Here is a 25,422-nt window from a genome sequence, read left to right on the forward strand (position 1 = left end):
CCCTGTTACGGAGTACCGCCGCTTGATCGCCGGATGGCTGCTGCTGCTGGTGTCACTGCTCTACGTGGGCCTGCTGTTCGTGGTGGCCTATGCCGGCGACCGGCGCCCGCTGTATCCGCGCCAGCCCCGACTGCGCCCGCTGGTGTACAGCCTTGCGCTCGCCGTGTATTGCTCGTCCTGGACGTTCTACGGCGCGGTGGGCACGGCGGCGCGCGAAGGGCTGAGCTACCTGCCGATCTACCTCGGCCCGGTCGTGTTGTTCGTGTTTGGCTTCGGCTTGCTGCGTCGCCTGGTGCTGCTCGCGCGCCAGCGCAACATCACCTCGATCGCCGACTTCATCGGCGCCCGCTTCGGCAAGTCGCATGGACTGGCCGCGCTTGTCGCGATCATCGCGGTCATCGCGGTGGTGCCTTACCTCGCCCTGCAGTTCAAGGCCGTGGCGATGTCCTACTCGGTGCTTGGCGGCATGGGCGCGCCGGGCGCCACGCAGTTCGGTGACAGCGCGTTGTGGTGCGCGATCCTGCTGGCGACCTTCGCCATCCTGTTCGGCACGCGCACGATCGACGCCACCGAACATCACCACGGCATGATGCTCGCGATTGCGGTGGAATCGCTGATCAAGCTGATGACCTTCGTCGCGCTTGCAGGCTACGCGCTGTGGCGTGGCCCGGGACTGGAGGCCACGGCGCAGCTCCCCCTGCAGCAGATTTCCGAGGGCGTATCGCCAGGCTTCCTCGCGCAGACCCTGCTGGCGTTCTGCGCGATGTTCTGCCTGCCGCGGCAGTTCCAGATCGGCGTGGTCGAGTGCGAGGACCCCTCCGACCTTTCCCGCGCGCGCTGGCTGTTTCCGGCCTACATGGTGCTGATCAGCGTGGCGGTATTGCCGATCGTCGCCGCAGGCTTGCAGCTTCCCCAGGTACTCGGCGGCAACAAGGATGCCTGGGTACTCACGCTGCCGATGAGCTACGGCGATCGCGGCATGGCGTTGCTCGCCTTCCTCGGTGGTTTCTCGGCAGCCACCGGCATGGTGATCGTGGCGTCGGTGGCCTTGTCGACCATGATCAGCAACGACCTGGTGATGCCGATGCTGCTGCGCGTGCGGCGCTTCCGGCTCGACGAACGCGCCGACCTGTCGCAGCTGGTGTTGCTGGTGCGCCGCATTGCGATCATCGCGCTGGCGGCCATGGCGTATCTCTACTACCGCCTCGTCGCCGATACCACGAGCCTCGCCGACACGGGCCTGCTCGCCTTTGCCGCGGTCGCGCAGTTCGCACCCGGCATCGTGGCGGCGCTGTACTGGCGCAGTGCCAGCCGCAAGGGCGTGGCGGTCGGCCTGGCCGCGGGCTTTTTGGTGTGGGCCTATACGTTGCTGGTTCCCGCCATGAGCCGGCCGGCCACATGGCTGGAAACCGGCCCCATGGGACTCAGCTGGCTGCAGCCGCAGGCGCTGTTCCACTTGAGCGGCTGGGATCCGGTGATGCATGGCACGTTCTGGTCGCTGCTGGTGAACGTGGCGTGCCTGATCTTCGTTTCGCTGCGTTTCCGGCCGAATCTCGAAGAACGACTGCACGCGGCGATGTTCATCGATCCCTATGCGATCGACAGTCGTGGCGCAGGCGACTGGCGCGGTCGCGTCGCCGTTGCCGACCTGCGTACGATTGCCGAGCGCATCGTGGGCGAGCGCACCAGCCAGCGCGCTTTCGACGATTACGCCGATCGCCGCGGCAAACCCCTGCAATCGGGCGAAGCCGCCGATCGCGCGCTCATCCAGTACACCGAGCGCCTGCTCGCCTCGGCGGTAGGCGCGGCGAGTGCACGTCGCATCCTGATGGGGGCATTGTCCGGCTCGGGCCTGGATATCGCCGAAGCGATGGCGCTGATGGACGAAGCTTCGCAGGAGCTTCGCTTCAATCGCGAGCTGCTCTCCACCACGTTGGAAAATGTTTCCCAGGGCATCAGCGTGGTCGATGCGAACATGCGGCTGGTGGCGTGGAACCGCCGCTACCTCGAGTTGTTCGATTATCCCGATGGCATGGTCTACGTCGGCGTGCCGGTGGCTGACCTGATCCGTTGGAATGCGGAGCACGGCGAATGCGGTCCGGGCGAGGTGGAAGCGCACGTGGCCAAGCGCATCGGGCACATGCGTGCCGGTTCGCCGCACCTGTTCCAGCGCATTCGTCCCGATGGCACGGTGATCGAGATGCGTGGCCGCGCGCTGCCGGGCGGTGGCTATGTCACCACCTATACGGATGTCACCGCGTACAAGCATGCCGAGCAGGCCTTGATCGAGGCGAACGAAAACCTGGAGCAGCGCGTCGATCAACGCACGGCCGAATTGAGCGAAGCGCTCAGTGCCACCGCCAACGCGCGACGCGACGCGGAGATGGCCAACGCATCGAAAACGCGCTTTCTCGCCGCGGCAAGCCACGACCTGCTGCAGCCGTTGAACGCGGCGCGACTCTTCACGGCGGCGTTGCGGCAGCATCCCGGCCTGGACGCCGAAGCAGGGCAGCTTGCCGAACGCATCGATGCCTCGTTCCGGGCAGCGGAGGATCTGCTCGATGCGCTGCTTGATACGTCCCGGCTCGATGCCGGCAGCTATCGCGCGGACATCAGCAACATCGCGTTGTCCGACCTGTTCGATTCGCTGAAGGCGCAGTTCGCGGTGCTGTCCGAGCAACGCGGCCTGCGCCTGCGCGTGGTGCCGACGAAACTCGCCGTGCGCAGCGACCCGCAACTGTTGCGCCGCATCCTGCAGAACTTCATCTCCAATGCGCTGCGCTATACCCCCACGGGCAGCATCCTCGTGGGCGCGCGGCGCGTGGGAGGCGACGTGCGCATCGAGGTATGGGACACCGGGCCGGGCATTGCGGCAGAGCAACGCGCACGCATCTTCGGCGAGTTCCAGCGCCTTGATCGCCCGTCACCGTGGGGCGAGAAGGGTCTTGGCCTTGGCCTGTCGATCTGCGAGCGTATTGCCGGCATCCTGCACCACACGCTGGAACTGGAATCGCGCGAAGGCAAGGGAAGCCGCTTCGCCGTGCGTGTGCCGCGCGCGGAAAGCGCCGTGTCGCGCCGCCGTACCTCGGTGCATCCGCTGCCCAACGAGCAGTTGCCGTTGACCGTGTTGTGCCTCGACAACGATCCATCGATTCTCGACGGCATGCGCGCCTTGCTGCAGCGCTGGGGCGTGGATTGCCGCACCGCGCTCGACGCGGCGCAGGCGCAGCAGGAACTGCGGCGCGGGCGCATCGACCTCATCCTCGCCGACTACCACCTGAGCGATGACACGGATGGCCTGCAGGCGCTGGAGCAGTTGCGCGGCAGCGTCGAGGAGTTGCCGCCCGTGGCGATGATCACCGCCGACGGCAGCAGCGAGCTGAAGCAGCGGGCGCGCGCCCTGGGTTATCCGATCCTGCACAAGCCGGTGCGGCCGGCGGCGTTGCGGGCGTTGTTGACGGCGTTGGTGCGGAGGCAGACGCCGGCTTAGGCGAGAGGTGGGGCGATCGAGCGCCGGGTGCGCAAACGGCAGCGGTTATTCGTCGTCATCCGGTAGCGGCGGCAGCGCTTCCTGGTCGATGGCGAGGTGGCTGGCGGCCAGCGCGACCTGGGTGCGGTTGTTCACGCCGAGCTTGCGCATGATGGCCGTCATGTGCGCCTTCACCGTCGCTTCGGAGACGCCAAGGTCATAGGCGATCTGCTTGTTGAGCAGGCCTTCGGCGATCATGGTGAGCACGCGGAACTGCTGCGGCGTGAGCGTGGCGATGCGATCGGCCACGGCCGCCTCATCGGGTTTCAGCTCCATGCCGCCGCCGACGAACTGGTGCGGCAGCCACACATCGCCATCGAGCACCTTGCGGATGGCGGTGATGATGTCTTCACCCGGCGTGGATTTCGGAATGTACGCCGATGCGCCGTGCGCGAGCGCGCGGCGGGCGACCTGCACGTCTTCATGGCCCGAGACCACGATGGTCGGCAGGCCGGGGAACTGGCCGCGGATGTGCGCCAATGCCGAGTAGCCGCGTGCGCCCGGCATGTGCAGGTCGAGCAGCAGCAGTTCCGCGTCGGGATACTGCTCGATCAGGCCGAGCAGGGAATACACGCTGTCGGCGCAATGCACGCTGGCATGAGGCACGGCAGCCACCACGGCACGCTGGAGCGCGTCGCGAAAGAGCGGATGGTCGTCGGCGATCAGGACATCAGGCATGTGGTAGCGAATCGGGAATGGAGAATAGGGAATAGCGAAAGCCGCGCGCCCAGCGTGCTCTTCCGGGCTTCTTCATGGATGCCTTCATGAGTGCGGAAACTTGGGGCACAAAGAGTGTGCATCGAAACGACCTGTCCTCTATTCCCCATTCTCTATTCCCTCATTACTTGATCAGGCGCTCGTCCACCAGGCTCTTCACCACGCTCGGGTCGGCCAGCGTGGAAATGTCGCCCAGCGCTTCGGGCTGGTTCTCGCCTATCTTGCGCAGGATACGGCGCATGATCTTGCCCGAACGCGTCTTCGGCAGGCCTGGCGCCCATTGCAGGTAATCGGGCGTGGCGATGGGGCCGATTTCCTTGCGCACCCACGCCACCAGCTCCTTGCGCAGTTCATCGCTGCCGCTTTCGCCGGCGATGAGCGTGACATACGCGTAGATGCCCTGGCCCTTGATCTCGTGCGGGCAACCCACCACGGCGGCCTCGGCCACCTTCGGGTGCGAGACCAGCGCGCTTTCCACTTCCGCGGTGCCGATGCGGTGGCCGCTCACGTTGATCACGTCGTCGACGCGGCCGGTGATCCAGTAGTAGCCGTCCTCGTCGCGGCGCACGCCGTCGCCGGTGAAGTAGTTGCCAGGATACGCCGTGAAATAGGTATCGATGAAGCGCTGGTGGTCGCCGTACACCGTGCGCATCTGGCCCGGCCAGGAATCGGCGATGACCAGGTTGCCCTCGGTGGCACCTTCCAGCACGTTGCCGGTGGCGTCGACCACGGCGGGCACGATGCCGAAGAACGGCTTGGTCGCCGAGCCGGGCTTCTCGTCGATGGCGCCGGCGAGCGGCGTGATCAGGATGCCGCCGGTTTCGGTCTGCCACCAGGTATCCACGATCGGGCAGCGCTCGTCGCCCACCACGCGGTAGTACCACTCCCACGCTTCGGGGTTGATCGGCTCGCCCACCGAGCCCAGCAGGCGCAGCGATGCGCGCGAGGCCTTCTTCACCGGACCCTCGCCTTCGCGCATCAGCGCGCGGATGGCGGTGGGCGCGGTGTAGAACAGCGTGACCTTGTGCTTGTCCACCACGTTCCAGAAGCGGCTGGTGTCGGGATAGTTGGGCACGCCGTCGAACATCACCGTGGTGGCGCCGTTGGCGAGCGGTCCGTACACCACGTAGCTGTGTCCGGTGACCCAGCCCACGTCGGCGGTGCACCAGTACACGTCGTCCTCGCGCAGGTCGAACACCAGCTCATGCGTGTAGCTCGCGTAGACGAGATAACCCCCCGAGGTGTGCAGCACGCCCTTCGGCTTGCCGGTGGAGCCGGAGGTGTAGAGGATGAACAGCGGATGCTCCGCGTCGACCGGGGTCGGCGGGCAATCGGTCGATTGGCCGTCCATCAGCGTGTGGTAGTAGCGATCGCGCGGCGACTGCATCGGCACGGCGCTGCCGGTACGGCGCACCACGATCACGGTCTCCACGCTGTTGGTGCCCGGGCGTTCCAGTGCGGCGTCCACGTTGGCCTTCAGCGGAATCTTCTTGCCGCCGCGCACGCCTTCGTCGGCGGTCACCACCACCTTGCAGGTGGAGTCGGCGATACGGCCGGCCAGCGAATCGGGCGAGAAGCCACCGAACACCACCGAGTGCACGGCGCCGATGCGCGCGCAGGCCAGCATGGCCACCGCGGCTTCCGGGATCATCGGCATGTAGATGGCCACGCGATCGCCCTTGCTGACGCCAAGGTGCTTGAGCGTGTTGGCGAACTTGCACACTTCCGCGTGCAGCTCCCTGTAGGTGATGTGGCGCGACTCGTTCGGGTCGTCGCCTTCGAAGATGATGGCGGTCTTGTCGCCACGGGTGGCGAGGTGGCGGTCCAGGCAGTTCGCCGACACGTTGAGCTCGCCATCCTCGTACCAACGGATGTGCAGGTTGTTGGGATCGTAGGAGACGTTCTTGACCTTGCCCGGTGCCTTCGACCAATCCAGGCGCTGGCCCACCTTGCCCCAGAAGCCCTCCGGGTCTTTCACCGATTCGGCGTAGAGCCGCTCGTAATCGTCCTTGCGGATGCGGGCCTTGGCGGCGAATTCGGGCTTGACGGGGTAGAGCTTGGTCATCGTGGGGCTCCTGCGGCCGGTGGTCCGGCCTCCTCATGCGTTGAATGCCGCCGCAGCGCACCATGGCCGGCGGTAGCGCCCGAGTGTAGCGGTTAGCCAGTGATTGAGACGTTTCGCCGCGCTTTCGACTTTGGTCGAGGTTCGACCAATGGGGAATAGGCGCTCGCGTTGCAGCATGGACATGCTCGGGCCGGTCATCGACCTGGGGAGGCCTGCCATGACATTTCCTACCACCACCCGAGGCAGCCGGCTGCTGGCGATCAGTATCGCCTGCGCGCTGGCCCTGCCGCTCGGGGTGCATGCACAGAGCACGACAAAGAGTTCGGGAAAGGGCAACGCGCGCGAACAACAGCTTGAGCAACGCGTGAACCAGCTGGAACAGGAACTGGCCGAGCTGAAGGCCATGATCCAGGAACAGAAGCAGGCGACCACGCAGGCCGCGCAGACGGCGCAGCAGGCGCAGGCCACGGCCACGCAGGCCGCGACCACGGCGCAGGCCACTTCCACCAAGGTGGAAGCGGCGGCGCCGAACGGCAAGCCGACGTTCTCCACGGCGCCAGGCATGTCGGTGGCCTTGCACGGATTTATCAGCGCCAGTGCGTTCGGCCAGGACAAGACCTTCACCTACGGCAATGGCCAGAACGCGGAAATCCCGGCCGTGCCGGCGGCCGCCAACAAGGGTTCGCTCAGCGGCGTCGATGTGCGCAACACGCGCTTCTGGCTGGACTTCACCGGCGCCAAGTTCAACGAGAACTGGGGCGGCGGCGGCCGCATCGAGATGGACTTCTTCGGCGGCTTCAACGGCACCGGCGCGTATGCGCAGCAGCAGCCGACACCACGCCTGCGCCAGGCATACATGGATATCAGCAACCCGAGTACGGGCAGCACCATCCGCATCGGCCAGCAGTGGGACCTGATGTTCCCGCTGGAGAACACGCCCACCTCGCTCTCGCACATCGCCTTCCCGCTGGGTTTCGGGGCGGGCTTCGTCGGTTGGCGTTACCCGGGCGTGGTGTGGATGCAGGACCTCAACCATGGTGCGGACGGCCCGAAGTGGCGGCTGGATGTCGCCGCGTTCTCGGGCAACTGGAACGGTCCCAACCCCACCGGCGGTACCAACACCATCAACTACCTGACCGCGGGCAACGCGAACTTCCGTCCGCAGGTCGAAGCGCGCCTGCGCGTGGCCGACAAGGACTGGCTCGCCTATTTCGTGGGCCACTATTCCTCGCTCAACCTCAAGGGCGTGAACGGCTCGTTCGCCACGCCCATCAAGGACAAGATCGACAGCTACGGCTACGAGCTGGGCGGCCAGTGGAAGCCCGGCCCGTGGACCTTCAAGGGCCTGATCTATTCGGGCAATGCGCTGGGCCAGATCTTCGGTGCGATGTCGCAGTTCGGCGATATCAGCGAGGGCGGCGGCTTCCTGCAGGCGGGCTACAACTTCACGCCGAAATGGAGCGTCAATGCCTTCTACTCGCAGGCCAACCCGAGCAAGAGCGACGTGAAGCGTTGGGTCATCGGCAGCAGCACCACCGCCAACGGGCTGCTCAGGACCCAGCAGGCCGCGCTCAGCCTGCAGTACGCCTCCGGCGCCTATGAACTGGGCGTGGAATGGATGTACGACAAGCTGAAGTACCAGACCGGTCTCCATGGTGAGGAGCGCAACATCAATGGCAACCAGGTCAGCTTGAACGGCCTGTACAAGTTCTGAGGCTTTACGGCGGCGACGCGGGAGGCGTCGCCGCTGGTCAGCCGGGAACGGGCTAAGGGAAGCGCCTCGACCCGACAGCGGAGAGAAAGAGAAGGGCGGCAGTCGCCGCTCCGGTGGCTTGCACCCTGAACTTCACATCCCACTCCGACAGCACTTCATCGAGGGCATCATCATGGCAACGACCGCAGTCGACATGCGCGGGTCGCTCGACACCAACCATCGCCGCGTCATCCTGGCGTCCAGCCTGGGCACGGTGTTCGAGTGGTATGACTTCTATCTTTACGGTTCGCTCGCCGCACTCATCGGCAAGCATTTCTTCAGCGGCCTCAACGAGACCAGCCAGTTCATCTTCGCGCTGCTCGCGTTCGCCGCCGGCTTCGCGGTGCGTCCGTTCGGCGCCATCGTGTTTGGCCGCCTGGGCGACATGATCGGCCGCAAGTACACCTTCCTCATCACCATCGTGATCATGGGCCTGTCGACGTTCCTGGTCGGCGTGCTGCCCGGCTACGCCAGCATCGGCGTTGCCGCACCCACCATCCTGATCGCGCTGCGCCTGCTGCAGGGCCTGGCGCTGGGCGGCGAATATGGCGGTGCCGCGACCTATGTGGCCGAGCATGCGCCGCAGGGCAAGCGCGGCCTGTACACCAGCTTCATCCAGATCACGGCGACGTTCGGCCTGTTCCTGTCGCTGCTGGTGATCCTGGGTACGCGCCTTGGCATGGGCACCGAAGGCTTCGAGGCCTGGGGCTGGCGCATTCCGTTCCTGATCTCGTCCTTGCTGCTGATCGTGTCGGTGTACATCCGCCTGCAGCTGTCCGAGTCGCCCGTATTCCAGCAGATGAAGGCCGAGGGCAAGCACTCCAAGGCACCGCTTACCGAGGCGTTCGGCCAGTGGAAGAACCTCAAGCTGGTCATCCTCGCGCTGCTTGGCGCCACCGCCGGCCAGGCCGTGGTGTGGTACACGGGCCAGTTCTATGCGCTGTACTTCCTCACGCAGAGCCTGAAGATCGACGGCACCACGGCGAACCTGCTGATCGCCGCGGCGCTCGCCATCGGCACGCCGTTCTTCGTGTTCTTCGGCTGGCTGTCCGATCGGGTGGGTCGCAAGCCCATCGTGCTGGCGGGTTGCCTGCTGGCGGCGCTCACCTATTTCCCGATCTTCAAGGGCCTGACGCATTACGGCAATCCCGCGATCGAGCAGGCGGCGGCGACCGCGCCGGTGAAGGTGGTGGCCGATCCGGGCGCGTGCAGCTTCCAGTTCGATCCGGTGGGCAAGAGCAAGTTCACCAGCTCCTGCGACGTCGCCAAGAGCGCGCTGGCGAAGAAGGGCATCCCGTACTCGAACGTGACAGCCGAACGCGGTGCCATCGCCGAGGTGAAGGTCGGTGACGCCGTGGTCAGCTCCTTCGAAGGCGGCTCGCTCGACGGCAAGGCATTCGCCGACCAGAGCAAGGCGTTCGGCACGCAACTCGGCGCCGCGCTGAAGACCGCGGGCTATCCCGAGAAGGCCAATCCCGAACAGACCAACAACGTGATGCTGGTCGTGCTGCTGGCCATCCTGGTGATCTACGTGACCATGGTCTACGGCCCGATCGCCGCGTGGCTGGTGGAGATGTTCCCCACGCGCATCCGCTACACCTCGATGAGCCTGCCGTATCACATCGGCAACGGCTGGTTCGGCGGCTTCGTGCCCACCATCGGCTTCATGCTGGTGGCATGGAAGGGCGATATCTACTACGGCCTGTGGTATCCGATCATCGTCGCCATCGCGACGTTCTTCATCGGCCTGTTGTTCCTGCGCGAAACCAAGGATGTCGATATCCGCCACTGATCGCGCGGTGCGATGACGACAAGGGCGCGGCAGCCATGGCCGCGCCCTTTCTTCTGGAACACCCCCAACCGTAGGAGCGCACCCAGTGCGCGACCGCACCCTCTCCCCACAACCTCGGTCAACGCTTGTCGCCACCATTCACATAGGCACGCCGCCACGCCGATCGCGCACTGGGTGCGCTCCTACACAAAACGGTGGCATGGTGGATCACTAAGATGACGGCGCCCCTGCGACTTCCGGGTTCCGCATGTCGACAGTCGATCGCCCCACCGTCAGGCAACCTCGCCGTAGACTTCGCCGCTGGCGCCGCATGCTCGGCTGGACGGCGCTGCTGCTGGATCACCTCAAGCCGGTGCGCATCTCGCTGCTGGTGCTGGCGGTGGCCGTGTTCGTGGCGATCGGCGTGGACCAGGCGGCGGAACTCTTCCTGATCGCGTTGTGGACCGATCCCAATCCGTGGCGCTACCTCACCCTGCTCGCCACGAGCGTGCTGGCCGGTCTTTCGATGTGGTACGCGGCGCGCAACGCGTATCGGTTGCGCTATCCGCGCTGGCCTGCCCTGCAGGACGAACGTGCCGCCTCGTTGCGTGATTGGCTGCCTCGCCTGTTGGGCGCCGCGGTGCCGTTGCTGGTCTGCCTGGGCTACGTGTTCGCACTGGCCAGCCTGCCGCACGGCACCTGCGGAGCCGTCGTCGAATGCGCGCAACGCAGCTGGCGCGCGATGGGGCTGTTGCTGGTCTCGGCCGTGCTGATCCTCTTCTTCGTTTCGCGCCGCCGGCTATGGCGTGCGTTGTCGCAACACGCACCATCGCTGGCGCCACCGGCGTTGCGTCCGTCGGCCGAAGCGCGCGTGTGGCGCGTGCGCGAGCTCGGCGTCATACCGTGCGTGTGCTACGCGGTGGCAGTGGTGCTGAACATCCTGGCCACCATCCTGATCGTGCTGCGGCCGGAGGCGCTGGACGGCATCGGGCCGTTGGCCCAGCTGCTGATCTCCGCCGCCTTCCTGTGTTTCAGCGGCAGTCTGGTGTGCATGATCGGCGATCGGCGTGGTGTCCCCTTGCTCAGTGCGATGTTGCTGGTGAGCGCGTCGCTGCATTGGCTGCACCTCAACGACAACCACAAGGTGCGGCAGTACCCCGGCATGAGCACGCACGAGCATCCGATGAAACCGCCGGCGGAATCGCGGCCCAGCTTCGATGCGTACACCGATGCCTGGCTAGGCGATCGCTGCGCGGGGCATGCGCGTTGCCCGGTGATCCTCGTCGCCGCGGAAGGCGGCGGCATCCGCGGCGCGGCGTGGACGGCGGTGGTCCTGAGCCGCCTTACGGCCATGCTCGACGCGCAACAACGCGTCCAGGGCGAACCGCTGTTTCCGCGCTACCTGTTCGCGGCCAGTGGCGTATCGGGTGGCAGCCTGGGGTTGGCGACCTACGCGGGCATGCTCGCGCAGCCATCGCCGACCCATGCGGCGACGCTTGAAGGCCGCGCGCAGGACATGCTGAGCCATGACTTCCTCGCGCCGACCCTGGCCAATGCGTTCTTCGCCGACTTCACCCAGCGCTGGCTGCCGGGTGCGTGGTTGAACGACCGTTCGCGCGCACTCACCCGGGCGTGGGAATCGGCGGCACGCAAGCAGGGCGTCAACGCGTTCGCCGAACCCTTTGCCGCGCTTTATGCACAACCCGTCGCCAGCACCGCACCCACGCTACCCGCCTTGTTCCTCAACAGCACCACGGTGAACGAAGGGCGCCGGTTCATCCAGCATCCCTTCCAACCCATCGCCACGCCGCAGCGGCAACCGTGGACGGCGGGTTTCGATGGATCGAGCTGGCTGGATCCACGCGTTCCGCTGAGCGAAGTGGTGCTCAACAGCGCGCGCTTCACCTATGTGAGCCCGGCCGGCACGCTGGAGACGGCGCAGTCCAATCCGCCCGTGCCCGATCGCCTGCAGCTCGTCGATGGCGGCTATTTCGAAAATTCGGGAACCACCACCTTGCTCGAAGTGATGCGCCTTGTTCGCGCGCGTGCGCACCAACGCCATCTCACGTTGCGCTTCATCATCATCCATATCAGCAACGATCCGCAGATGACCGACTTCATCGACCGGCACGATCCGTCGCATCCGTTGCCGTTGTATTCCAGCGCCTGTCCGCCGCTGCCCGGGCCCGTGCGCAGCAGCGTGCGAGGCGAGGCTATCGCTCCGCTCGATGCACTGCTCGATACGCGCGCGGCGCGTGGCGAGTACGCGCGCGTGCAATTGCTGAATGCGCTCAAGCCCGATGACGCCGACCCGGCGCAGGGCGACATGCTGTGGCACTTCCGGTTGTGTCGCGGCAACTATCCCATCCCGCTCGGATGGACGATCTCCACGCCGGTGTTCGCGGAGCTGGACCGGCAGCTCGACCAGCACTATCCGCTGCACGCGATGATCCAGGCACTCCAGGCGCAACTGGCGCCCGACGCGCCATGAGCGAGGTGTCGCGCGGGTTGAGACATCGGCGGCGCACACTGGGCCATGGCCGAATCCTTTCTTCCACCACAGGCCCACAAGGGCAGGGGTGCCGCCTCCAATCCGGAGGGGCGCTTCGAGACGATCCGCCACCACGCCGAGGATGATGGCTGGCAAAGCCTGCTGCTGGACGAAGCGGCACCGCGACCGCGCACCGAAGTCACCGAGGAGCGCGCACGCAGCGTCATCACGCACAACGATTCGCCGGACATCCATTTCAGCCAGGCGCTCAACCCCTACCGTGGTTGCGAGCACGGTTGCATCTATTGTTTTGCGCGCCCGTCGCACAGCTATCTCAACCTGTCGCCCGGGCTGGATTTCGAAACCAAGCTGCGCGCCAAGAGCAACCTGGCCGAAGTGCTGCGGCATGAGCTTTCCCGTCGCAGCTACGTGGCCAGCCCGATCAACATCGGCAGCAATACCGATCCCTACCAGCCGATCGAGCGCCGTTGGAAGCTGACGCGCGCGGCGTTGGAAGTGCTGGCCGAATGCCACCATCCGTGCACCATCGTCACCAAGAACGCGATGGTCGAGCGCGACCTGGACATCCTGGCGCTGATGGCGCGCGAGAACCTGGTGCAGGTGCTCGTCTCGGTGAATTCGCTCGACAACCATCTCGCCTCGAAGCTGGAACCACGCGCGAGTGCGCCGCACCGGCGCATCAAAGCGATCCGTACGCTGGTCGATGCCGGCGTTCCGGTGGGCGTGCTGGTGGCGCCGATCATTCCCGCGCTCAACGACCGTGACATGGAAGCGGTGCTCGAGCAGGCCGCCGATGCCGGCGCGAGCTGCGCGGGTTTCACCACGTTGCGCCTGCCTTACGAGTTGAAGGCGCTGTTCCGCGAATGGCTGGCGCTGCATGTGCCGCAGCGCGCGGCCCACGTGATGAGCCTGGTGCAGCAGATGCACGGCGGCCGCGACTACGACAGCAACTTCGCCACGCGCATGCACGGGCAGGGCGTGTTTGCCGAGCTCATCCGCCGTCGTTTCGACGTGGCCTGCCGCAAGCACGGCTTCGGCCGCACCCGCGAGCTGCGGCTGGATACCTCGAGGTTCGTGCCGCCGCGCGAGCGCTCGCCGCAAGGCCAGCTGTTCTGAGAGGGGTCTATTAAGCCTTATTCGAAGCGCTTTACACATAGGTGTATTGCGCCAAAATAGGGGGCGTCCAGACTGTCCGGCGTCGCTTGTGCGACTTACCGGAGATACCTCGATGAAGACCAGGATGTGGTTCCTTGCACTCGCCGGCGCCTGCGCGACCGCTGGCATCGCCGCGACGGCCCAGGCCTCGCATGACATGGCCGCGATGGCCCAGGCGGCACCCGCCGCCGTGCCCGTGGCCGCGCCCAAGCTGCAGGCCGCGATGCGCTCGTTGTGGCACGGCCATGTGGCGCACACGCGCGAATACGCGATGGCCGTGCATGCGCACGACACCGCCAAGGCCAGGGCCGCCGACGATGCCGTGGTGGCCAACGCCAAGCAGATCGCCGACGCCGTCGCCGGTTTCTATGGCAAGGCGGCGGGTGAGCAGACGCTGCAATTGCTGGCCGGCCACTGGGGCGGCGTGAAGGCGCTCACCGATGCGACGGCGGCGAAGGACACGGCGGCCGAACAGAAGGCCATGGCCGATCTCAATACCAACGTCACGGCCATCGCCACGTTCTTCTCCGGTGCCAATCCCAACCTGCCGGAGAACGCGGTGCAGAGCCTGTTTGCCGCGCACGTGGCGCATCATGCCTCGCAGATCAGCCAGATCATGAGCGGCGACACCAAGGGCGAACAGGCGACCTGGACGCAGATGCAGGCGCACATGAACGCGATTGCCGATGCGCTGGCGGGCGGCATCGCCAAGCAATTCCCGGACAAGGCGAGCTGACGATGACGGCGCTCAGGCAACTCGGTGGCACCCAGCAGCGACTGCTACGACAGTTGCTGATGGCCAGCGAAGGCGCGACGGTGGAATCGTTGTGCGGGCAACTGCGCATCAGCCACAACGCCGTGCGCCAGCACCTGAGCGCCCTGATCGCCCGCGATGTGGTGGAACGCGCGCAGTCGCGGCCGAGCGGTGGCAGGCCGGTGGCCTGCTATCGCCTCACTGACGCAGGCCGTGCACTGTTTCCGCGCAACTACGGCACCATCGCCACGGCCTTGCTCACGCAGTTGCAGGATCGCCTCGGCGACGCGGGCATGGAACAGATGCTGCGCGATCTCGGCCGCGGCCTGGGCAACCAGGAAGTGACGCCACCCGCGGACACGCCGGCGGAGGAGGTGGTGCGGGCGCTCGCGCACAAGCTCGATGCGCTCGGTTATGAAGCCGTTGCCGCCAGGCATGGCGAGGAGTGGCAGGTCGAGGCGTTCAATTGCGTGTTCCACGCGTTGGCGCAGCGGCACCCGCAGGTATGCAAGTTCGACCTGTCGTACATGGAGGCTGCCACCGGGCGGCGCGTGCATCACATGGAGTGCATCGTGCGTGGCGGCCATGTGTGTCGCTTCCGTCTGGGCGTGGTGCTGCCGGACGAAACCACGGCGAAGCGTTGAGTAGCGGCCAGCAAAAAGCCGCCGATGTTTCCATCGGCGGCTCGTGGTTCACCATGCGCGGGTAAGGCTCAGCCCTTCGCCGGCAGGTACGTGTCGAACCACATCAGTGCGCGCTGCAGCACGTCGCGCTGGTGGTCCGGATCGACGAAGTGATGGCCCTCGTTCGGATACACCACCAGCGAGGTCGGCACGCCTTGGGCGCGCAGCGCATGCCAGTACTCGAACGACTGCGGCGCCGGGCATTCCGCGTCGCGGTCGCCCACCACCACCAGCGTCGGCGTCTTCACCTGCTTGATGAAATTGATCGCCGAGCTCTTCGCGTACACGGCCGGGTCGTCGTACACCGAGGCGCCGAAGAACGGCAGCATCCACTGGTCGATCAGGTTCTGGCCGTAGTAGCTCTGCCAGTTGCTGATGCCGGCGCCGGCCACGACCGCGCGGAAACGCTGCGTCTGCGTCGGCACGAACATGCTCATGAAGCCGCCGTAGCTCCAGCCGGTGAGGCCAAGGCGCTTGTCGTCCACCGGCAGTTTCTTCTCGATGGTGTCGATGCCGGCGAGGATGTCGCGCAGGTCGCCGTGGCCGAAGTCCTTGCGGTTGGCCTGCACGTAAGCTTCGCCCTGGCCGAAGCTGCCGCGCGGGTTGGGCATGAACACGAAGTAGCCCAGCGCCGAGAACGGCACGCCGCCGAAGCCCACGCCCGGCCAGCGCGGGATCACCGCGGCCGACGGACCACCGTGCACGGTGACGATCATCGGGTAGGACTTCTTCGGATCGTAGTGGGCCGGATACAGCAGCCAGCCCTGCACATGGTGGCCTTCGTTGTCCCACTCCACCGACTCGGTCCTGCCCCACGCGGGCTTGAGGCCGGCGTTGAGATGGGTGACGGCTGGCGGTGGCGTCTTGCCGAGTTCGCCGGCATGCACTTCCGGCGCGGTGTCGAAGGAACTCTGGATGAAGGCGACGCGAGTCTGGTTGGCCGAGAGCGACAAAGCCATCGAGTCCGAGCCGTCGTGGATGCTCGCCGGCAGCGTGAACAGCGTGACACTCTGCTCCGCCTTGTTGCCGCTGACGCCGTACTCGGCCACTTCGCTTTGGCCGTTGCGCACTTGCGATACCAGCATGTTCCCGCTGGTGCTCCAGGTGAACCACACCGGCGTCACCTTGGTGTCGGGCGTCAGGTTGACCGGTTCGCCGCCGCACGAAGGCACCGCGTAGATGTCGCCGCCGGTGGAACCCTGGTCGCTCATCAGGCCGCCGATGAAGGCGATGCGCTGGCCGTCCGGCGAGAAGCGCGGCAGCGCCATCTGCAGGCCGTGCAGCGAGCCCTTCGCGGTGGCGGGATCGAGCACCATGGTCGCCTTGCCATCGACCTGGGCGTCTTGCACGTAGAGCTTGGCGACCCACCAGTTGTTGTCGCCCGGCGGCGGCGCGCCCACGTAGGCGATGCGCTTGCCGTCCGGTGACCAGCTGAATTCGTAGGCGTAGGTGTTGGCGTCGGTGAGCAGGCGCACGGCACCGCCGGCGGCATCCACCGCCGCCACGCGCTGCACCTCCAGCCCGTCCACGCCGATTTCGCCCGAGGCCGGTTTGGCCGCATAGACGGCGCTGGCGCGACGCGTACCGTTGGGCACGTAGAGGAAGCCGAGCGACTTGCCATCGGGCGACCACGCCAGGTCGTCGCTCATGCCGGGCAACCCGGCCAGGCGCCTGGGGGCGCTCTTGGCCGTCACGTCGACCACCATCAGGTCCTTCTGCTTGCCGCCGCTGGCGCAGTTGGAAACGAAGGCGAGGTGATGCGAATCGGGCGCCCACGCCATATTGCTGGAGGTGCAGCTGCCCGGCTTGCTGTCGCTGATGCGATGCACGTCGCTGCCGTCGATCCTGGCGACCTCGATGCCGTCCTTGCCTTCGGTGCGAACCACCCAGGCGAGCTGCGTGCCATCCGGCGAGAGCTGCACGGCGCTGATCGGATGAACCTTGCCGAGCTCGGTCAGCACTTGTTCGATGCGTGGATCGACCGGGGCGGGGGCGCCGAAGGCGGAAGGCGCCAGTGTGGCGATGAGCACCGGCAGGAGTAGACGCGCGGGCTGGGGCATGGATGTGCCTGTAGCGGTGGAAAGCGTAAACGCTAACAGGCCGTGGCACCCGGGTGTATGTGCAGGAGTGCATGCCTGGCGGGCGCGCCGGCACATCACCAGGCGCAGGATTTTTCGGTGGCGGGCGTACCCCGCGCTGCGCTCCCGCAAACTCAGTGCGCGGCGATCGCCTGCTGCTGGTGCGCGACCTGCACGGCCGCGATCTTGGCCTTGATGGCCGGCATGGCCGCCAATGCGGCGCGCTCGCCTTCGAGGATCGCCTGGTTCCGCTGCTCGAAATCCGCCGCGCCGATCTGGTTCACCTTGGGACGGATCACGATGTCCGCGCGCGCCAGTTCCTGCTCGCCGAGCTTCTGGCCCATGATGCTGATGGACTGCCCGACGATGTTGAACACGCCCTGCGGATTGGTGCCATCGGCCTTGCTGGAGATGTCCACGGCGATCACCACGTCCGCGCCGAGCTGGCGCGCGGCATCCACCGGCACCGGGCTCACCACGCCGCCGTCGATGTAGTGCTTGCCGTTGATCTCCACCGGTTCGAACACGCCCGGCACGCTGCTGGAGGCGCGCACCGCCTGGCCGGTATTGCCGCGCACGAACACCGTGCGCTGCCCGGTTTCCAACTGGGTCGCCACCGCCGCGAACGGCACGGCGAGCTTGTCGAGCGGGCGGTTCTTCACCTGCTGGTTCACGTAGTCCTGCAGCTTCTGGCCTTGCACCACGCCGCCGGAGAACAGCCGCACGTCGCGCAGGTTGCTCTGGTCGAGCGCGTAGGCCGTCTCCTGCAGCCGGAACGGATCCATGCCGCTGGCATAGAGCGAACCCACCACGCTGCCCGCGCTGGTGCCCGCCACCACATCAGGGCGGATGCCGTTGGCCTCCAGCATCTTGATCACGCCGATGTGCGCGAAACCCTTGGCCGCACCGCCGCCGAGGGCCAGGCCGATGCGCAGCTTCACCACCGGCGGCGGCACCAGCGGTGCGGGCGGCGGCGTGGGCTTGGTGGTGCCGAAGCAGGCGCACAGCACGAGGCTGGCGAGCAGGGGCAGGAGCGGGCGGTAGCGGCGGATGGCGGACATGGCTCATGGCGCGGTGGGTGGAATGCGACCGCCTTGTACGAGGTGGTCACTGGCGCGCGAGTGTAAGGCCGCCGAAGGGCGGCGCGCTGTCGGCGCAGGGCGCTTGTTGGGCGCGGCTCAGAAATGCGCCGGCGGGGAGACGACCCGGTCGCCTCCCCGCCTGGGGTCACGCGGCCGCGTCGGCCTCGACGTGGTAGTGCGTGGCCACGTCCACTTCGTTCTTCGAACCGAGGAACACCGGCACGCGCTGGTGCAGGCCGCTCGGCTGGATGTCCATGATGCGCTCGCGACCGGTGGTGGCCGCGCCGCCCGCCTGTTCGACGATGAAGGCCATCGGGTTGGCCTCGTACATGAGGCGCAGCTTGCCGCCCTTGGACTTGATCTTGGCATCCAGCGGGTAGAAGAACACGCCGCCGCGGGTGATGATGCGATGCACGTCGGCCACCATCGAGGCCACCCAGCGCATGTTGAAATCCTTCGCGCGCGGGCCGTCCTTGCCGGCCAGCAGCTCGCCGATGTAACGCTGCATCGGCACTTCCCAGTGGCGCTGGTTCGACATGTTGATGGCGAATTCGGCGGTCTCTTCCGGGATGCGGATGTCGCGGCGGCTGAGGATGAAGCTGCCCACTTCGCGATCCAGCGTGAACTCGTGCGTGCCATGACCGAAGGTCAGCACCAGCACGGTGGCCGGGCCGTACACCACGTAGCCGGCCGCCAGCTGGGTGGTGCCCGCCTGCAGGAAGTGCTCGGCCTTGGGCTCGGTGATGCCATCCGGGCAGCGCAGGACCGAAAAGATCGTGCCGACCGAGATGTTCACGTCGATGTTGGAGCTGCCGTCCAGCGGATCGAACAGCAGCAGGTGGTTGCCCTTGGGATACATGTCGGGAATCGGCTGCGGATCTTCCATCTCCTCCGACGCGCACGCGGCGAGCTGGCCGCCCCAGGCGTTCGCTTCGAGCAGGATCTCGTTGGAGATCACGTCCAGCTTTTTCTGCGCCTCGCCCTGGATGTTGCCGGTGCCGGCCTCGCCCAGCACGCCGCCCAGGGCACCCTTGTTGGTGGCCACGGCGATGCGCTTGCAGGCGCGCGCGACGACCTCGATCAGCAGGGAAAGCTCGGCATTGATATGGCCGGCGCGACGTTCCTCGATCAGGAACTGGATCAGCGAGATGGACTTCATGACGTACCCGCAAGCGTAGGGGCGCCCATTGTCCGGGGAGAACCGCCCGCTTGTCAGCTCAAAAGATGACCAGTGCATTCATCTCCATGTCGTGAAAACCTTTTCGGTCGAACCAGTCACCCGTCACGAGCTCTCTTTTGTAGGAGCGCACCCCGTGCGCGATGGGAGCCCCGCTGTACCTCGCCCGCAAGCTGTCGGCAGTAACGGAGGGGCGGCAGGGTGCAGGCCGATCGCGCACTGGCTGCGCTCCTGCAGGGGGCGGTGTCAGCCCCTGCTGACAACACGTTGGCAGCAGGGGGTCCCCACACTGACGGCCGTCAGAGGAGGGAGTCTTATGCGCGATACGGTGTATTTCCTGGCGTTCGATGGCTTTGCGGACTGGCATGCGGCGCATGCGCTCTGCGAGATCCGCCGCCCGGGCGAATGGCAGTTGAAGACGGTGGGCTTTTCCCTGCAGCCGGTGCTCTCGATGGGCGGGCTGCGCGTGGTGCCCGAGTTGACCCTGGATCGGCTGGACCTGCAGCGGGCGGCGATGCTGATCGTGCCCGGCGGCTATCTGTGGGAACACGGGCATGGCGAAGAAGCGGTGGACGCGGTGCGCCGCGTGCATGCCGCCGGCGCGCCGGTGGCCGCCGTCGACAGCGGGGTGCTGGTGCTGGCCCGGGCCGGCTTGCTGGATGCCTGCCGTCATACCGGCAGCTGGCCCGGGCACATCGGCGCCCACGTGCCGGGTTATGCGGGCGCCGATCAATTCGATCCGACCGTGTTGGCCGTCAGCGACGGCGGCACGATCACCGCGAGCCAGCTCGGCAGCGTGGAGTTCGCCCGCGAGGTCATCCGCACGCTCGATCTCTACAACCCCAGTGACCGCGAGCACTGGTACCGCCTGTTCAAGCACGCCCTGCCGCCGCCGTGGTGCGCAGGCGACGCCGCCACCGCCGTGGCGGCCTGACGAAAGGAGGATGTCATGCCGTTCCCGATCGGAAAGATCCTGATGGCCTACCGTCCGCTCTATATGCGCGGCCTGTTGATGGATGGCCAGTACACGCTGCCCGCCACGACGCGGCAACCGGCTGCCGGCAAGCGCGGGAAGACGCCCAGCACCGAGGTGAAGACCGAGCGCATGCCCAAGGTCATCGCCGGCAAGCCGTTGCACGGAGCCATGCCATGAGCCGCGTCTACCACGGCAGTTGCCACTGCGGCGCCGTGCGCTACGAAGCCGAGTTGGACCTGGCGTCGGGCACGGGGCGCTGCAACTGCTCCATCTGCCGCAAGCTGCGCTTCTGGGGCGCCATGGCCAAGCCCGAAACGTTCCGCCTGCTCAGCGGCGAAGATGCGCTCACCGACTACCAGTTCAACACCAGGAGCGCGCACAACCTGTTCTGCCGCCATTGCGGCGTGCACGCGTTCCATCGCGGTTACGTGGAGCAGATCGGCGGCGCCTACGTGTCGGTCAACGTGGCCTGCCTCGACGATGTGAGTGATGAGGAATGGGCAGCGGCGCCGGTGCGTTATGCCGATGGCCGCGACAACCACTGGCGCGAAACGCCAGCGGTGACAAGCTACCTGTGATCCACCACGAGGATGGCCGTCATGACCACGCCACGCGTCACCTTCTATCACGCACCCAACAGCCGCTCCGGCGGCACCCGCGCGCTGCTCGAGGAGCTTGGTGTCGAGTACGACATGCACGTGCTCAACTTCAGGCACAACGAGCAGCGCCAGCCGCCGTACACGGACGTGAATCCGATGGGCAAGGTGCCGGCCATCTGGCACAACGGCGGCCTCGTCACCGAGCAGCCGGCGGTGTACCTGTACCTGGCGGATCTGTATCCGGAAAAGGGACTCGCGCCAGCCACGGGCGATCCACTGCGCGGGCCGTACTTGCGCTGGATGGTGTTCTACGGTTCGAGTTTCGAGCCCGCGCTGGTGGACCGTGCGATGAAGCGCGAACCGGTGCAGCCGTCGACCTGTCCGTACGGCGACTGGGACACCATGTTCAACACGCTGGTAGCGCAGCTGGAACGCGGGCCGTACATGCTGGGCGAACGCTTCAGTGCCCTCGACGTGTTGTGGGGAAGCGCGCTGCGCTGGACCACGATGTTCAAGCTGGTGCCGGAACTGCCGGTGATCACGTCGTACGTCCAGCGCATCGCGTCCCGTCCGGCGATCCAGCGCGCCACGGCGCTCGATGCCGAGCTGGCGGCGGCACAGGCGGCGTGAGCCTCATGGTTGACGCGTACGTTTCCGGCCGCCATCCCCACGCGAGCGGGAGCCCGGCGCCTGTCGTCCCCGCAGGTGGCGCCGAGGCCGGCGGGCTCTTCCTTGCGCAGGGATGACGGCCACGGTGACGGTCGAGGGTTCGTCCGCATGATTTCCCGCATCCGTGACTCCCGGCGCTGGCCGTGGCCCAGTCGGTCGGCCATCATGCACCGATGCGTCGTGCCGACCGACTCTTCCTCATCATCCACGCCCTGCGCGGGCGCCGCACGGCGCTGCAGGCGCGCCAGCTCGCCGGCACGCTCGGCGTCTCGCTGCGCACCGTCTACCGCGACGTGGCCGACCTGCAGCTTTCGGGCGTCCCCATCGAAGGCGAAGCCGGCGTCGGCTACCTGCTGCGCAAGGGTTCGGATATCCCGCCGCTGATGTTCACCGCCGACGAACTCGAATCGCTGGTGGTCGGCACACGCTTCGTGCGTGCATTCGCCGGGCAGAAGCTGGCCGAAAGCGCGCAGGCCGCGCTGCTGAAGATCGAGGCCGTGTTGCCCGCCGAGTTGCGCGATCGCGCCACGCGCACACGCATCTATGCGCCGATCTGGCGCGACCAGACCAAGACGGATTTCGCCGCCCTCATCGACCGCCTCAACGCCGCCATCACCGACAGCCAGGTGCTGCGCCTGGAATACGCCGACGAAGCCGGTCGCGAAAGCACGCGCGAGGTGGAACCGTTGTGCCTCGCCTTCTGGGGCGGCGCGTGGACGCTCGGCACCTGGTGCCGGTTGCGCGTGGGCTTCCGCAACTTCCGGCCGGATCGCATTCGCGGTTGCACGATTACCGGCGAGCGGTATGGCAGCGAGGAGGGGCGAAACCTCGACGCCTATCTGCAGGCGATGCGCGGGTATTACGAGGGGATGGAAAGCTGAGGACAGCGCCTGCAGGGGCGGCGTGTGGACACAGGGTCGATTCCTCTTCCCGCATGTCACCTCGCCATCCACTGGCAAGCTGCTCGCATCGCCCTCCCTGTAGGAGCGCACCCTGTGCGCGACAGCCTTTCGCGCCGGTCTGCACCTTCGTCGTTTCGATGCATGAAGATTTCCGATGCTGTCGTTGCCGGGCTTCTGCGACCGGGCTCGCCTGCGGCGGGCTTCCGCCCTCCTGCCGGAGGCCGGGTCACTTTCTCTTGCTTGCCCAAGAGAAAGTAACCAACGAGAAGGGCCCCCCGCGTGGCGCTGTCTGGGCGTTGCCCAGCCAGTGCGTGAGGGGCGGCCGGGCTTTTCGACCGGGCTCCTGCCCGGACGAAAAGTGCCCGACATCCGTGTCGGGCACCCCTGCGGGGCCTGATCGTCCACCCCTCACCGCCCCACAGGGGTTGGTTGAAGGCTCGTGCCGCTGCGCGACACATCGCGTCGCGATGCCGGTGGCTGCGGTTCGTTGTGGGAGCGCACCCTGTGCGCGACCGCGGACTGACAGGGTTGCCTCGATTTGCGATGGTCGCGACGACGCAAGGCCAAGGTGCGTTGCAACGTGGCGGTCGCGCACTGGGTGCGCTCCTACAGAGGTAGGAAGGAACTTCGCGAGCCCCACCCCTCACCCCAGCCCTCTCCTCGCTCCTCAACGCCGCGACCATCCATGGCCGCTCCCCGCGTGCCCCGCAGGGGAGAGGGAGAAAAACGGCGATGCGGCGCGAATAGATTCCCTCACGGCTCAACGACGTTGCCTTGAGTCCTCTTCGCTACGACGCATTGCGGTGTAGCGGCTCCGTTCGAGGTAGTAACGAGCCCATCCTGATTGACCTCGGTCGGCCGACGCTTCTGTTCCTCGTACTGCTATGAGCCTTGGCTCTCAAGGCCATTTTCTTTGGGTTACTTTTCTTTTGGGCCAGCAAAAGAAAAGTGACTCGAGCGCCGGCAGGGGATCGAAACGCCCGCCGCGTAGGCGGCACCCTGGCGACAGCATGGCAACCGAAGGCAACACCCCGCTCTCACAAGAACCACAACCATGCAGCCCATCGCGAAAGGCTGTCGCGCACAGGGTGCGCTCCTACAAGGGCAGGGGATCAAACGCCCGCCGCGTAGGCGGCACCCTGGCGACAGCATGGCAACCGAAGGCAACACCCGCGCTCTCAAAAGAACCACAACCATGCAAACCGGCCCGAAAGGCCATCGCGCACAGGGTGCGCTCCTACAGTGGGGCACGACGCGGCCACGCATCCCCCAAACAGAAAAGAGACCCGCTCCAACCGCTTCAGTTACCCTCACTCCGCCATTTGCGCCGGAGCCACCGATGCCCGCGACCGAGAACCCCAACGTTGCCCCCGCCTGGCATCTGGACCTCGTCTCCGGCCTGTCCATCGCCGGCCTCCTGCTTCCAGAGGCAGTGGCGTACTCCGGCATCGCCAACCTGCCGCCGCAGGCGGGCGTGATCGCGCTCTTCGTGGGCCTGGTCAGCTATGGCCTGCTGGGACGCAGCCGCTATGCGATCGTTTCCGCTACTTCATCGTCGGCTGCCGTGCTGGCGGCGGGCACCTTGGCGTTGGCGGGCGGTGACAACGTCTCGCGCGCCGCGATCGGCGCCACGCTGGTGCTGCTGGCGGGCGTGTGTTTCCTGATTGCCGGCGCCGCGCGGCTGGGCGGTCTCTCGCACCTGATCGCGCGGCCGGTGCTGCGCGGTTACACCTTCGGCCTCGCCTGCGTGATCGCGCTGAAGCAGCTGCCCCACTTGTTCGGCGTGGCGGACGTGCATGGCGATTTCGTGCCCAAGCTGCTGGTGGACCTGGCCGGCGTGTCTACGCAGATGAAGCTGGCCTCGGTCGGCACCGGCGTGCTCGCGCTGGCGTTGCTGTTCGTTGGCGAGCGATGGCGGCGATTGCCGGGCAGCCTGGCGGTGATCGTGCTGGGCGTGGTGGCTGCGGGGTGGCTCCAAGGGCAGGGCGTGACGCTGACCGGGCGTATCGACCTGGCCCAGGCGTTGGGCTGGCCGAGCTGGCCGCAAAGCGGGCAATGGCTGCCCAGCGTGGAACTGGCGGCGGCGCTGCTGCTGATCCTCTACGCGGAGTCGTACAGCTCCATCCGTGGCTTTGCGCTCAAGCACGGCGACAAGGTCGAGCCCAATCGCGACCTGCTCGTGCTGGGCATCGCCAACGTGGTTTCAGGCGCATTGCATGGCATGCCGGTTGGCGCAGGCTATTCCGCCACATCGGCCAACGAAGCGGCGGGCGCGCAATCGCGTTGGTCCGGCCTTATCGCGGCGGCCACGGTGCTGTTGCTGGTGGTGTTCGCGTTGCGCTGGATCGAGCGCATCCCGCAGCCGGTGCTGGCGGCAATCGTGATCCACGCGGTGAGCAAGTCGTTGCGCCTGTCGACCTTCGCGCCGTATCTGCGCTGGCATCGCGATCGGCTGGTGGCGCTGGCGGCCGTGTTGGCGGTGCTGTCGCTGGGCATCCTCAACGGCCTGCTGTTCGCCATCGCCTTCAGCCTGGTGATGCTGTTGCGGCAGTTGGCAACGCCGCGGCTATGCGTGCTGGGCCGCCTCGCCGAGGGCCACGACTTCGTGGATATCGCCCTGCGTCCCGAGGCGGTGCCGCCGCCGGGCATGCTCATCGTCCGTCCCGAGGAACCCTTGTTCTTCGCCAACGCTGAAGCCGTATTCGTGCAGGCGCGCCATCGTGTCGAGGCGCAGCAGGGCCTGCACCGGGTGATCCTGAGCCTGGAGGAATCGCCGGACCTCGACGGCACCGTGCTCGAATCGCTGGGCGATTTCGTCAGCTGGCTGGCCGCTCGCGGCATCGAGTTGCGCGTGGCACGATTGAAGGACGATGCCCGCGATGCGCTGATGCGCATGGCGCTACCCCAGCTTCCGCCACAGGCGCTGGACGACTGGAGCGTAGAGGATGCCGTGTTGGCACCATCGCCCACTTCTACTCCGGACAAGGGAAATTCGTAGTG

At 66.6% G+C, this 25,422-nt stretch carries 18 protein-coding genes; 13 read left to right on the forward strand and 5 right to left on the reverse strand.

From position 1 onward, the window contains the following. The first annotated feature begins 22 nt into the window (after positions 1-22). Positions 23-3,490: a PAS domain-containing hybrid sensor histidine kinase/response regulator gene (locus JMF82_RS04100; protein WP_201313266.1), complete on the forward strand. Its 3,468-nt coding sequence runs from the start codon at positions 23-25 to the stop codon at positions 3,488-3,490. Between the two features lie 45 nt (positions 3,491-3,535). On the opposite strand, the gene JMF82_RS04105 is transcribed toward JMF82_RS04100, so the two are convergent. Both JMF82_RS04105 and acs read right to left on the reverse strand, forming a co-directional pair. Continuing rightward, the gene (locus tag JMF82_RS04105; RefSeq protein WP_201313267.1) at positions 3,536-4,207 is read right to left on the reverse strand and encodes a response regulator transcription factor; all 672 of its coding nucleotides are present in this window, start codon (positions 4,205-4,207) and stop codon (positions 3,536-3,538) included. A 163-nt stretch (positions 4,208-4,370) separates the two neighbouring features. Then, a complete protein-coding gene (gene acs / locus JMF82_RS04110; RefSeq protein ID WP_201313268.1) occupies positions 4,371-6,311 on the reverse strand; it encodes an acetate--CoA ligase in 1,941 nt (646 codons plus the stop codon). A 217-nt stretch (positions 6,312-6,528) separates the two neighbouring features. Between acs and JMF82_RS04115 the strand changes: the two genes are divergently transcribed. The 6 genes from JMF82_RS04115 (at position 6,529) to JMF82_RS04140 (ending at position 14,900) form a co-directional block, all read left to right on the forward strand. Further along, positions 6,529-8,025, forward strand: a complete 1,497-nt coding sequence (locus JMF82_RS04115; RefSeq protein ID WP_201313269.1) for a bZIP transcription factor — start codon at positions 6,529-6,531, stop codon at positions 8,023-8,025. Positions 8,026-8,197: 172 nt separating this feature from the next. Beyond that, on the forward strand, positions 8,198-9,856 hold the full coding sequence (locus JMF82_RS04120) for an MFS transporter (RefSeq protein WP_201313270.1): 1,659 nt from the start codon (positions 8,198-8,200) through the stop codon (positions 9,854-9,856). Between the two features lie 310 nt (positions 9,857-10,166). Beyond that, positions 10,167-12,326: a hypothetical protein gene (locus tag JMF82_RS04125; protein WP_201313271.1), complete on the forward strand. Its 2,160-nt coding sequence runs from the start codon at positions 10,167-10,169 to the stop codon at positions 12,324-12,326. Between the two features lie 45 nt (positions 12,327-12,371). Then, positions 12,372-13,463 carry a PA0069 family radical SAM protein gene (locus JMF82_RS04130; protein ID WP_201313272.1) on the forward strand — a complete coding sequence of 364 codons (1,092 nt, stop codon included), beginning with the start codon at positions 12,372-12,374 and terminating at the stop codon, positions 13,461-13,463. A 112-nt stretch (positions 13,464-13,575) separates the two neighbouring features. Next, entirely contained in the window at positions 13,576-14,238 is a 663-nt protein-coding gene (locus JMF82_RS04135) for a hypothetical protein (protein ID WP_201313273.1), read from the forward strand. 2 nt (positions 14,239-14,240) lie between these two features. After that, positions 14,241-14,900: a winged helix DNA-binding protein gene (locus JMF82_RS04140; protein ID WP_201313274.1), complete on the forward strand. Its 660-nt coding sequence runs from the start codon at positions 14,241-14,243 to the stop codon at positions 14,898-14,900. A gap of 68 nt (positions 14,901-14,968) precedes the next feature. On the opposite strand, the gene JMF82_RS04145 is transcribed toward JMF82_RS04140, so the two are convergent. The 3 genes from JMF82_RS04145 to JMF82_RS04155 form a co-directional block, all read right to left on the reverse strand. Beyond that, entirely contained in the window at positions 14,969-16,999 is a 2,031-nt protein-coding gene (locus tag JMF82_RS04145; RefSeq protein ID WP_201313275.1) for a S9 family peptidase, read from the reverse strand. A 152-nt stretch (positions 17,000-17,151) separates the two neighbouring features. Beyond that, complete coding sequence (locus JMF82_RS04150; protein WP_201313276.1) at positions 17,152-18,078, reverse strand: patatin-like phospholipase family protein; 927 nt, start codon at positions 18,076-18,078, stop codon at positions 17,152-17,154. 166 nt (positions 18,079-18,244) lie between these two features. Continuing rightward, a complete protein-coding gene (locus tag JMF82_RS04155; protein WP_201313277.1) occupies positions 18,245-19,258 on the reverse strand; it encodes a class 1 fructose-bisphosphatase in 1,014 nt (337 codons plus the stop codon). Between the two features lie 334 nt (positions 19,259-19,592). Between JMF82_RS04155 and JMF82_RS04160 the strand changes: the two genes are divergently transcribed. From JMF82_RS04160 to JMF82_RS04185, 6 genes are all read left to right on the forward strand, one after another. Continuing rightward, complete coding sequence (locus JMF82_RS04160; protein WP_201313278.1) at positions 19,593-20,210, forward strand: DJ-1/PfpI family protein; 618 nt, start codon at positions 19,593-19,595, stop codon at positions 20,208-20,210. Positions 20,211-20,225: 15 nt separating this feature from the next. Then, positions 20,226-20,429, forward strand: coding sequence for a hypothetical protein (locus JMF82_RS04165; protein WP_201313279.1), 204 nt, complete (start codon positions 20,226-20,228; stop codon positions 20,427-20,429). After that, positions 20,426-20,830: a GFA family protein gene (locus JMF82_RS04170; RefSeq protein WP_201313280.1), complete on the forward strand. Its 405-nt coding sequence runs from the start codon at positions 20,426-20,428 to the stop codon at positions 20,828-20,830. The genes JMF82_RS04165 and JMF82_RS04170 overlap by 4 nt, the downstream gene beginning before the upstream one ends. 21 nt (positions 20,831-20,851) lie before the next feature. Continuing rightward, positions 20,852-21,481, forward strand: a complete 630-nt coding sequence (locus JMF82_RS04175) for a glutathione S-transferase family protein (protein ID WP_201313281.1) — start codon at positions 20,852-20,854, stop codon at positions 21,479-21,481. A gap of 212 nt (positions 21,482-21,693) precedes the next feature. Beyond that, the gene (locus JMF82_RS04180; protein WP_201313282.1) at positions 21,694-22,401 is read left to right on the forward strand and encodes a YafY family protein; all 708 of its coding nucleotides are present in this window, start codon (positions 21,694-21,696) and stop codon (positions 22,399-22,401) included. Positions 22,402-23,761: 1,360 nt separating this feature from the next. Beyond that, entirely contained in the window at positions 23,762-25,420 is a 1,659-nt protein-coding gene (locus tag JMF82_RS04185) for a SulP family inorganic anion transporter (RefSeq protein WP_201313283.1), read from the forward strand. Positions 25,421-25,422 lie beyond the last annotated feature (2 nt).

This window comes from Dyella sp. EPa41 (assembly GCF_016586165.1).
GTDB lineage: Bacteria > Pseudomonadota > Gammaproteobacteria > Xanthomonadales > Rhodanobacteraceae > Dyella.